This window comes from Kitasatospora sp. NPDC096077 (genome assembly GCF_040303245.1).
In the GTDB taxonomy this organism is placed as follows: domain Bacteria; phylum Actinomycetota; class Actinomycetes; order Streptomycetales; family Streptomycetaceae; genus Kitasatospora.
Genome location: NZ_JBEOSV010000121.1, coordinates 1 through 9,028 on the forward strand (window position 1 = coordinate 1; position 9,028 = coordinate 9,028).

At 70.4% G+C, this 9,028-nt stretch carries 11 protein-coding genes; 9 read left to right on the forward strand and 2 right to left on the reverse strand.

Annotated features, from left to right (window positions below; translation table 11 throughout):
- Positions 1-184: 184 nt before the first annotated feature.
- From ABTZ03_RS43385 to ABTZ03_RS43395, 3 genes are all read left to right on the forward strand, one after another.
- Complete coding sequence (locus ABTZ03_RS43385; RefSeq protein ID WP_350518800.1) at positions 185-907, forward strand: hypothetical protein; 723 nt, start codon at positions 185-187, stop codon at positions 905-907.
- 399 nt (positions 908-1,306) lie between these two features.
- The gene (locus tag ABTZ03_RS43390) at positions 1,307-1,525 is read left to right on the forward strand and encodes a hypothetical protein (protein WP_350518801.1); all 219 of its coding nucleotides are present in this window, start codon (positions 1,307-1,309) and stop codon (positions 1,523-1,525) included.
- Positions 1,526-1,604: 79 nt separating this feature from the next.
- Positions 1,605-1,955: a hypothetical protein gene (locus ABTZ03_RS43395; protein ID WP_350518802.1), complete on the forward strand. Its 351-nt coding sequence runs from the start codon at positions 1,605-1,607 to the stop codon at positions 1,953-1,955.
- Positions 1,956-2,030: 75 nt separating this feature from the next.
- On the opposite strand, the gene ABTZ03_RS43400 is transcribed toward ABTZ03_RS43395, so the two are convergent.
- Positions 2,031-2,414: a squamosa promoter-binding protein 15 gene (locus tag ABTZ03_RS43400; protein WP_350518803.1), complete on the reverse strand. Its 384-nt coding sequence runs from the start codon at positions 2,412-2,414 to the stop codon at positions 2,031-2,033.
- Between the two features lie 595 nt (positions 2,415-3,009).
- Between ABTZ03_RS43400 and ABTZ03_RS43405 the strand changes: the two genes are divergently transcribed.
- The 3 genes from ABTZ03_RS43405 (at position 3,010) to ABTZ03_RS43415 (ending at position 5,744) form a co-directional block, all read left to right on the forward strand.
- The gene (locus ABTZ03_RS43405) at positions 3,010-3,402 is read left to right on the forward strand and encodes a ubiquitin-like domain-containing protein (RefSeq protein ID WP_350518804.1); all 393 of its coding nucleotides are present in this window, start codon (positions 3,010-3,012) and stop codon (positions 3,400-3,402) included.
- Positions 3,403-3,459: 57 nt separating this feature from the next.
- A complete protein-coding gene (locus ABTZ03_RS43410; protein ID WP_350518805.1) occupies positions 3,460-3,618 on the forward strand; it encodes a hypothetical protein in 159 nt (52 codons plus the stop codon).
- Positions 3,619-4,796: 1,178 nt separating this feature from the next.
- Positions 4,797-5,744 (forward strand): helix-turn-helix domain-containing protein, encoded by a 948-nt coding sequence (locus ABTZ03_RS43415; RefSeq protein WP_502894773.1) that lies wholly within the window; start codon positions 4,797-4,799, stop codon positions 5,742-5,744.
- A gap of 150 nt (positions 5,745-5,894) precedes the next feature.
- On the opposite strand, the gene ABTZ03_RS43420 is transcribed toward ABTZ03_RS43415, so the two are convergent.
- Positions 5,895-6,866, reverse strand: coding sequence for a helix-turn-helix transcriptional regulator (locus tag ABTZ03_RS43420; RefSeq protein ID WP_350518807.1), 972 nt, complete (start codon positions 6,864-6,866; stop codon positions 5,895-5,897).
- A 389-nt stretch (positions 6,867-7,255) separates the two neighbouring features.
- Here ABTZ03_RS43420 and ABTZ03_RS43425 point away from each other — a divergent pair, with 389 nt between their 5' ends.
- From ABTZ03_RS43425 to ABTZ03_RS43435, 3 genes are all read left to right on the forward strand, one after another.
- Entirely contained in the window at positions 7,256-7,510 is a 255-nt protein-coding gene (locus ABTZ03_RS43425; protein ID WP_350518808.1) for a hypothetical protein, read from the forward strand.
- A 7-nt stretch (positions 7,511-7,517) separates the two neighbouring features.
- Positions 7,518-7,832, forward strand: a complete 315-nt coding sequence (locus tag ABTZ03_RS43430; RefSeq protein WP_350518809.1) for a hypothetical protein — start codon at positions 7,518-7,520, stop codon at positions 7,830-7,832.
- A gap of 168 nt (positions 7,833-8,000) precedes the next feature.
- On the forward strand, positions 8,001-9,028 hold a 1,028-nt coding region (locus ABTZ03_RS43435), incomplete at its 3' end, for a CHAP domain-containing protein (protein ID WP_350518810.1).

Below are 9,028 nucleotides of genomic sequence, written 5' to 3' on the forward strand. Positions count from 1 at the left end.
CACGGATCCCCCGGTGATCATGAAGCGTAGAGAACTCCATGATCGGGTGAGCCGTGCCTGCCTTGCTGCAACCACCTACTGGCGGACGCCCTAAGGCCGGGACCTTCGACCCCACACGAAGGGACCTTCGGACCGTTTCGATTCCGCGTGCCAGTTAAATCCCGATTTGCCCGAAGATCTTGGTGTGAGGATCGTCGCGAAAATGACGCCGCGCCTTTGGTGCGGCGCTCCGCACGTCATTCACGACAGGGGATCTCAGGTGCGCTTCTATTCGGATCTCTCGAAGGTTGCAGTAGTTCCCGCAGTGGTCATGGCCATCGTCGGGGTGATATCACCTCAGGCGAAGGCTGCGTCAGCGACGGGTTTCTCTTCGGCTCCTGGTTCCGACGGTGTTCAGCTGCCGGCGGGTGCCACGCCGGAGAACTGGACGATCGACCGTCGGGTCGCAGTCTCCGTGCTTCCCGCACCCGGCCCGACCACCGGCGCCACGCCCTCCGAGGGGCCGGCCGGCACGAGGATGGACGTGTATCAGGAGGTCAGGAATGTGGTGAAGCGCGAGAAGGCTCTCTGCGGTGCCGATTCGGTCGATACGGTCACCGGCCAAGGCCCCATGACGCTCACGCTGACCCAGACCCGGTCCGTGGCGACTCAGTGGTCGGCGACCGCCGGTATCACCGCTGGCACTGTGTCCGCCGGTGTCGGATTCAATGTGACAGAGACGGTTACCAATACCGAGGGAGGCAGCTACCCGGTACCGGATGGCAAGTTCGGCCACCTGGAAGCGCATCCACTGTTCGACCAGTACACCTTCGACGTGTACGACAGGCGCGTGGGCGGCGGCGCCTACGTCGGCAGCGGGCAGATATCCCATCCGGCGGGCTTCTGCTACAACCATTGGACGGACTAGAGGAGCCGGAACATGGGGCAGCCTGGAAGGATCGTGAGACTGGTCGGAGTTCTCACCATCGGGGCAGTGGGATGCACCGGTGGCGGGACCCCCGACGAAGCACGGACAGTTCCTCCGTGGCCACTGGGGGAACTGGCGGCCGCCCCGGTGGACCCCGCCGTCCAGCAGGCCGTCAACGGAGCGCCGGGCAGGGGCCCGGCCAGAGTCCTCGGTGCTGTTCGAATCTCGGACACCGAGGTGGTCCTGTCCCTGAGGGACGGCATGTGCCAGGCCGCGTTCATGCCGGCCGACCCCTCTGCACCGGGTGCCTCCGGGGCCACGTCCGTAGGCACCAACCGTCCGACAGCACCGGCCGGTCGGTCCAGTAGTCAGGTGCGGCAGTTCCCAGGGACTGTACTCATGGGCGAGTACACCGTGGCGTCCATACAGGCGAACCCCTTCGCATTCGCGGAACTCGGGTGCAGCGAGAGGGCCATGGCAGTCAGGGTCGAAGGAGTCGACGACTCGGCGCAGCCACGGAAGACGACCGGCGACTCGCTCAGGTACTGGAAATCCGGACGATACGTGGTTGTTGCTGTAGGCGCCGCAGACGCGATCAAGACTCCCGAGGCCGGGTGACCAGTCCGAGCACGAGAGTCTTCTGCCTGGAGGCAGGCACACCGGGCAGGGGAACAGACGGGGAGTGCTACGCCCTCGCTTGACCAATGACGGCGACTCTGGAGACCTGTACGCCACCGTGCACATCGAGTTCTGGCCCGACCGGCTGACTCCTGACGCGGACCCCTCAATCTCCCCCCCGCCGTCGGTGCCCCGTGTGCCCTGCCGCCCGCCCCACCCGGGACGGGCGGCAGGGCACACCGCCGCCGCCGCCGGTATCGAGCACTCCTGGCGCGTCGAACTCGACTCCGCACCCGCCCCACGGCTCTGCCTCGGCCGCCTCGAGAGCGGCCTCTACGTCGATGGCCTCGTCCAGGTTGGCGAGACCACCGCGCTCACCGACCCGTTGCCCCTCGACCTCGACCTCGACGCGGCGAGGCTGCTCCGGTAGTCCCGCGCCCGGAGCGGAGACGGCCGGGTTCCTCAGGTGAGGAGTCCGGCCGTCGGCATGTCGTCACTTGCCGGTCTACCCTTCCTCCCGGCCTTCGGGCACGATCTGCCGCAGCTCTGCGCCGTGGAACATCCACACCCGGAAGTAGGCCTGATTCTGGTCCATCACGAATAGCTGCACGGACTCCGGGTGCTCCCAGGAGATGCGCTCGACTTGTGCCACGAGCCCGGCCAGGTCGGCATGGTTGAGTGCTCCGGCATAGACGTCACACTCCGGGTACTTGCCGCCACCCCAGTGTGTGTTGCCGCCGGTGGTCTCCTCGAGCGAGCCGACCCATCCGACAGCGCCGGGGCCGAAACCGCGCCGCGGGGCAGCCGTCTGCAACCACCGGCTCAGCTCCTCGACACCTGACCGATCATCCGAATCCACAGAGACCATGACGTTCGCAACGTGACTCACGCCAGGATTCAACACAATCGCCGGTTTTCCTGCCACTCAGTTCTCGCACGGTGAACCGCACGGAAGGTCCGACACACGATCGCGGACGGATTCGTACGACAGGTCACGCGGACTCGGCAACAGTGCCCGCTGGAATTCCGGAGTCCCTCTCCCGGGTCCTTCCCCAGTGGGTAGTGGGTAGTGGGTTGTGGGTTGTGGGTTGTGGGTTGTGGGTTGTGGGCGGTGAGGCCGGGGTGCCTGCGGCGGGCAGAGCGTCCTGTCCGCCGGCCGGGGCCGGCCGCCGCCGTGCCCGTGGGGGCTGCTGTGGACGACTCCTCTGCCATCGGATCCGCCGTTTCAGGGTGTTCCGGCACGGCCGGGTCCTGGTCGGCTCTGGGCGACGGAGCATTCGGACGAATCCGCTCCGACGCACGGGCCGCCGGGAGCGCGGGGCGGCAAGCGTGCCTTCGACGGCCACTACGATGCGTCACGCGCACCCTGAACGGGGTTCAGGGTCGGGAGGACACCGCTCCCACATCCGGTGGATCCCCGGGGAAGCGACTCGGTCCGCCACTTCGTTCGATCCTGGGGTACAAGAACAAGTCCAGGGAGCATCGTGTCGCCCAGCCCTGTTTTCCGTCGGTCCGCTTCCGTCGTCGCCACGGCGGCACTGGCGCTGGGAGGCCTGTTCTCCCTCGGCGCCGGCCAGGCCCTGGCCGTGCCTGCCGGAGTCCACACCCTCACCGTGGCACAGCGCTCCGAGTCCGCGCAGACCTTCTCGATCACGGTGGAATCGGTCGACGTGCTGGGAGGGCTGCGCTCGTTCACGATCGACGGGCTGACAGCGGACACGCTTGTCTCGGACCTGCGGCAAGCCGTCGCCGGGAAGCTTCAGGCCAACCCGCAGGACGTCGTCCTGATCCACCGACTTCAAGAACTGCAGGACGCCAGGACTCTGGGCTACTACAAGATCGAATCCGGTTCGGAGGTCACCGCCGAAGCATTGTGACGAGGGCGGCCGCCGAAGCACGAGCGGTCGCCCTACGGCAGTTTGGACCCGGAGGACATGATCCTCGCGGACGGGACCGGCGCGCGGGCGGGAGCGCTCACCCTTGTTCCGTCTGTCGGACGCACCTACACGAACGCGACACAGGTCGCCATCGGGACCATGAACACCCGGCTCCCGCAGATCGCCCCTTTCATCGCCCTGCTCGGCAGCCGCTGACCATCGCCGGCGAGAGCGTCGAGCCACCGTAAGCCCCCGGCTCGCCTGCCGCACCCCGGCACACCGGCCGGGCCCGGACCCACCACGGATCCGGGCCCGGCCGCCCCGGCTCCCCACCCGTACCGGACGCACAGGGAGTTCCCGCTGCTGCGCCGAGGCTCGTGTGGCGTCTGGCCGGTGCGTCTCGTGTGTCCGATGGGAATTCATCCGGTTCACGCGCCGAGGTGTCGAGTCGGCGCACCCCGGCCGGGTCTCCACCCACGATCGAGACCCGACCGCCTCTGACGTGCTGACTTCGCCAGTGCATCGGAATCACGTGGGTGTCCCGGGAATCCCACCACCAGGTGCTGTGCCCGCTCCATGCCGTGCTCGGCGAGCTGTGCGGGCCGGCCCGCGGTGAGCTTGTCCCGGCGGGCCTTCCGGTTGTCGAGCCGGGTGCCCGGGGCGAGGTGCGGCGCCACCGCCTGCTCCTCGCCACCGGGACCGGCCTCCACGGTCTCGGCCTGCTCCGTGCGTGGGTGGGGTATCCGGGGTTGACGCTGCCGCTCGACGAACTGGGTGAGTGCAGTGACGTCCTGGGCGGACCTGTCGCCGCGGGACGCCTTCGGTTTCTCCTCGGCGTGGCCTTCGCGGCCGCCGGTTCGTGGTCGGCTTCGGTGCTGCTCGCCGTCGGCAGGTCCCGTTGGTCCTTCTCCAGGTCCGGCCGGCCGGCCCGCTGCGGCTGCACCCGGCGGCCGGGCTGCTCGTCCTCGAACACCGTGCCCGGGGGCAGCCGGGTCCGGTCGAGCGGGAGGTCGGTGTCGGGCCGTCACCGCCGGGCAGCCGTGTGGGCGTGCTGTCAGGAGCCGGGGGGGGCGTTGGTGTCGCCGGGTGCGAGGTCGGCCTTGCGCCGTCGGGCGTTGAAGTGTGTGGTGCGGGCTTGGCGGGGGGTGTCGGTGGAGCCGGTGCCGTTCCACGGGTCGGTCAGGCCCTCGGTGGGTCCCTGGCCGGCTGTGGACCGCTCGAAGCTCTGCTTGTCATGGCTGCCGCTGGAATTGGGTGATGGTGCCGGGGACCGCGCCGGCTCGGCGGGGGAGTGCTTGCCGGGGGTGGGGGTGGCGGTGGCGGATGCCGCCCCGGGTGTTCCGTGGGACGAGGGCGTGCCTTCGGAGGAGCGTTTCGAGTGCTGGCGGGACCTGATGGGACGGACCCGGGAGTGTGATGCGACCAGCGCTCACGCGAACAGCTTCGAGGCGGAGCTGCGGTGGTCGGAGCTGGGGGCGGCGACGATGTTCTGGACGTCGTTCCGTTCGGCCCGTTTCGTGCGCAGCGAACGGATGGTGCGGCGTTCGCACGGCCCGGAGCTCTACCACCTGACCGTGGTGACGTGCGGCGCGGCGGCGTCGAAGCGTGGGCGGGATCAGCGGGAGAGACCCGGTCCCGGGGAACTGTGGCTGATGGACAGCACCACCCCCTACGACGTCCGGCTGTTCGGCGCCGGCGCCGAGGACGCCCGTGTGCAGGGACTGGGTATCGACATTCCCCAGTGCCTGCTGCCGGTGCCGCACCGCCTGGTGCGCCGCCTCCTCGGCCGGTCACTGGCCGCGGACTCGGGCTCGGGCGCGCTGCTCACGGACTTCCTGCGCGGGCTGGACGGTCAGGCCCAGGTGCTGCGGCCGGCGGAGGCCTGCCGGCTCGGGACGGTCGTCGTCGACCTGATGGCGGCCTGGGTGGCCCGGGAACTCGACGCCGTCCCCGCGCTTCCCCGGGAGGTCCGCTCGCGGGCCCTGATGGAGAACGTTCGCAGGTTCATCCGGCACAACCTCCACGACCCCGCGCTGACCCCGGCCGCAGTCGCCGCCGCCCACCACATCTCCGTCGGCCACCTGCACAGCCTGTTCACCCGGCACAGCGGCGGCGAGACCCTCGCCGCCTCGATCCGCCGACAGCGCCTGCACAGGGCCCACCGCGACCTCGCCGACCCCGCGCTGCGCGCCCTGCCGATCCACGTCATCGCCGCCCGCTGCGGCCTGCTGCGCGCCTCGGACTTCGGACGCGCTTTCAAGGCGGCCTACGGTCTCACCCCGAGTGAACACCGCCGCGCGGTGCGGAGCGGGTCTGTCGCAGGAGTGACGGAGAGCGCATAGCCGGCGGCGCGGCGGGCAGTTTCCCGCCTGGCCCGTCGTTGCCGTCGTCCCCCCTCTTGGGCCACGGGCCGGGAGGTGGTTGAGTTCCGTGCGGACGGCGATCGGTCCCCCGGGTCGGGGCTTTCCGATCGCCGGTTGCTTTCGAGGGGGTCAGAGCCATCCGCGTTGGGCGGCTTTGATGCCGGCTTCGAAGCGGCTGCTGGCGCCGAGGCGTTCCATGATCGAGGACATGTGGCGGCTGACGGTGCGGGAGGAGATGCCCAGGCGCTGTCCGGCGGCGTCGTCGGTCAGCCCGGAGCCGAGCAGGCGCAGCAGCTCGCGTTCGGTGGCGGTGAGTCCGGTCCGGGGGTCCTCGGGGTGGGCGGCGCCGAGGGGGACGGCGGTGGTCCACGCCTGTTCGAACAGGTCGAGCAGTGCGGCGAGGATGCCGGGTTCGGTCACGTACAGGGCGCCCTTGCGATTGTCCGCGGGGTCGATCGGGACGAGTGCCTCCCGGCGGTCGATGATGACCATGCGCGGGGGGATGGTGGCCGCGGTGCGGACCTCGCCGCCGTGGCTGAGCAGCCAGTGGGCGTAGGCGGTGACGTGCGCCTGGTTGCGGGTGGAGTCCTGGTAGAGGGTGCGGATGGCGATGTCGCGGGAGAGAGCCTCGGCGTCGGTGACGCGGCTGGCGGTGAGGTCCTCGGGCCGCTGGTTGCCGGGCTGGCTGCCGAGTGCCTCGGTGGTGGCGCCGCGGCCCATCCGTTCGAGCCGGGCGTGGATGGCGTCCATGCCCATCAGACGCTCGCCGTGGGTCGCGCGGTGCTCGGCGCGGTCGGCGACCATGCGGGTGACGGCCGCCCGTGACGCGGCCAACTGCGCCTGCCGGGCGGCGAGTTCGGCCTCCTGGGCGGCGAGCATGTCGGCCAGGCCGATGTCGGGGCTGACCGCGCGCAGCTCGCCGGGGCGCTCGGCGGAGGCCCGTACGAGGGTGAGGCGGCTCAGCTCGTCGAGGTGCTCGTGCACCTGGGCGGGGCTCAGCCCGCAGCTCGCGGCGATCTCGTCCACGCCGTGGGCGGGGTGGTCGAGCATCACGTGGTACACGGCGGTGGCCCCGGTGGTCAGGCCCAGTACTTCCAGCATGTCGCGCCCCCCAGCACTCGTCGGCCGTCCCCCGGTCGGGCGGCCGGGCGCATCCAAACACAGGTGCGACGGCCCGCTCAAGATCCGAATCGGGGCTTTTGGCGAGACATGGCGGTGCCTGGGAGGAAAAGGCCCGACGCAGAGCGACCGCACGCCGCACGCAAAGCGGAGAAACTTGATGTGTACTCGTCATGATGTCGGGAGTTCGCCAGGCGACCGGGCGCCAGCGGGAAGCCCTTCCGGCGGCACCGCAGAGCGACGAGAGTAGTGATCGCCGCCGGACAGGCCCGACAGGAACGGCCCGGGGCGGCAACCGGACGCAGCGTCAACCGCGGGACGCCCCGGCCGGACCAGCACACCCCTCCCGTCCATCCCAGAAGGGCCCCGTCATGATCCGCACCCGTATCGCCCAGGCCGCCGCGGTCGCCGCCCTCTCGCTCACCGCCCTCCTGGCCGCCCCGGCCGCCTTCGCCGCCGCCGACCCGGCCACCACGACCACGACCACGCCCGCCTCCACCGACAGCATCGGCTGGGGCGGCACCCCCGCCGCCACGCCCGCTTCCACCGACAGCATCGGCTGGGGTGGCGCTCCCGCCGCTATCGCGACCTCCACGTCCACCGACAGCATCGGCTGGGGCGGCTGAGCCCCCGATGGAGATCGTCTACGCCAGCCTGCGACGCCGGCCCGGCGGGACGGCGGGAGCGAACGAGGCGGCCGAGGTCGTGGACGCCCTGTGGGCGCACGCCCTGCCCGCTGACGGACTCCAGCACGCCAGCACCCTGCCCGCCGACGACCGGATCGACCTCCTGGTCTACCTGCTCAGCCGGGACCCGTCCGACGGGCCCGACGCCGCCGGCCGCGCCCACGACCTGATCGCCCGCAGCCACCGCACCTCGCCCCTGCTCCGCGGCCGCTACCTGCCTCCCGAGCCGCTCCCAGCCGACGAGGGAACCACCATCAGCTGAGCGCGAAGCCCGCCCGGCCCGGCTCAAGGCCCTGAGTCACGGGCCCGGACCGCACCCGATCCGCCGGTTTCCCTGCCGCTCCGGGCCTTCGCTGCCCTCCCGCACCACCCAGCACCACGCACATCGTGCCCTGCCACACCATCCAAACCTCTGACAGGAGTTGTCACCATGCCCAAGTTCACCTCCCGCCGCAGCGCCGCCCTCGCCCTCGCCACCGCGATCGTGCCGGTCAGCCTGGCCTTCGGTGCCTCGTCCGCCCACGCCAGCGTCGGCTCGAACATCGTGAGCATCGCCCAGGCCAACAACTACAAGATGGCCTGCTCCACCAACAGCGCCGGCACCACCGGCTTCAACTCCAGCTGCACCGGCGGCCCTGAGAACTGGTGCGCGGACTTCGCCAAGTGGGTCTGGGCACAGGCAGGGGTCAACGTCTCGGGCCTCGACCCGAGGGCCGGCAGCTTCGGACAGTACAACGGCGGCCTCCACAGCACGCCGCACGTCGGCGACGCGGTCGTGTTCAACTACGACGGCGCCAGCTACGCCGACCACGTCGCCATCGTCACGGAGGTCGGCAACGGTACCATCAAGTCCATCGGCGGCAACGAGGGCGGCCAGCGCGGCAACTGGGCCGCGACCTCACACGTCCGGGTCGACGGGCCGTACAGCTCGGCGCTCGGCTACAGCTCCTACATGGGCCAGTCGATCAGCGGCTACGTCTCCCCCATCGGCGGGACCGACAACGCCCCAGCGCCCGCCCCCGCCCCGGCCCCCGCAGCCAAGGACGTTACCAACCTCTTCGCGCTCAGCACGGGCGGCACCGTCTTCAACGCCAACGCCGACTTCGCGGCCGGAGCCTGGAGTGCCTTCCAGCCGGTGCCCGGCAACAGCGGCATCAAGCAGGTCTCCGCCGTGGCAGTCGGAAACATCGTGCACCTGTTCGTCATCGCCTCCGACGGCACCGTCTACACCGCTGACGGCAACTACGCCACCGGTACCTGGAGTGCCTTCCAGCCGGTGCCCGGCAACAGCGGCATCAAGCAGATCACCGCCACCGCGGTCGGCAGCACCGTCCACCTGTACGCCATCGGCTCCGACAACACCGTCTACACCGCTGACGGCAACTACGCCACCGGTACCTGGAGTGCCTTCCAGCCGGTGCCCGGCAACAGCGGCATCAAGCAGATCACCGCCAACGC